Raw genomic sequence first — 229 nt, forward strand, 5'->3', positions numbered from 1 at the left:
TGCGCATCGCCGGAGCCGTCGGCGCCGCACGAGTGGAGTTGGCCCAGGCGCTCGCGCTCGGCGGCCTCACCCCGTCGCCGGCGACCCTCGACCTGTCGATCGATGCCGCTCATGCCGTCGGGGTCGAGGTGCATGTGCTCGTCCGGCCTCGGGCCGGCGGCTTCCGCTACTCCGCCGACGAGATCGCGATCGCCGAGAACGACGTCCGCCGTGCGATCGACGCGGGCGC

At 74.2% G+C, this 229-nt stretch carries 1 protein-coding gene; it reads left to right on the forward strand.

All coding sequences use genetic code 11. From position 1 onward, the window contains the following. Window positions 1-38 precede the first annotated feature (38 nt). The coding region (locus SB753_RS42265; protein ID WP_410805853.1) for a copper homeostasis protein CutC at window positions 39-229 on the forward strand (191 nt) is incomplete at its 3' end.

The organism is Paraburkholderia sp. SIMBA_053, assembly GCF_046534895.1.
GTDB classification, from domain to species: Bacteria; Pseudomonadota; Gammaproteobacteria; order Burkholderiales; family Burkholderiaceae; genus Paraburkholderia; species Paraburkholderia caledonica.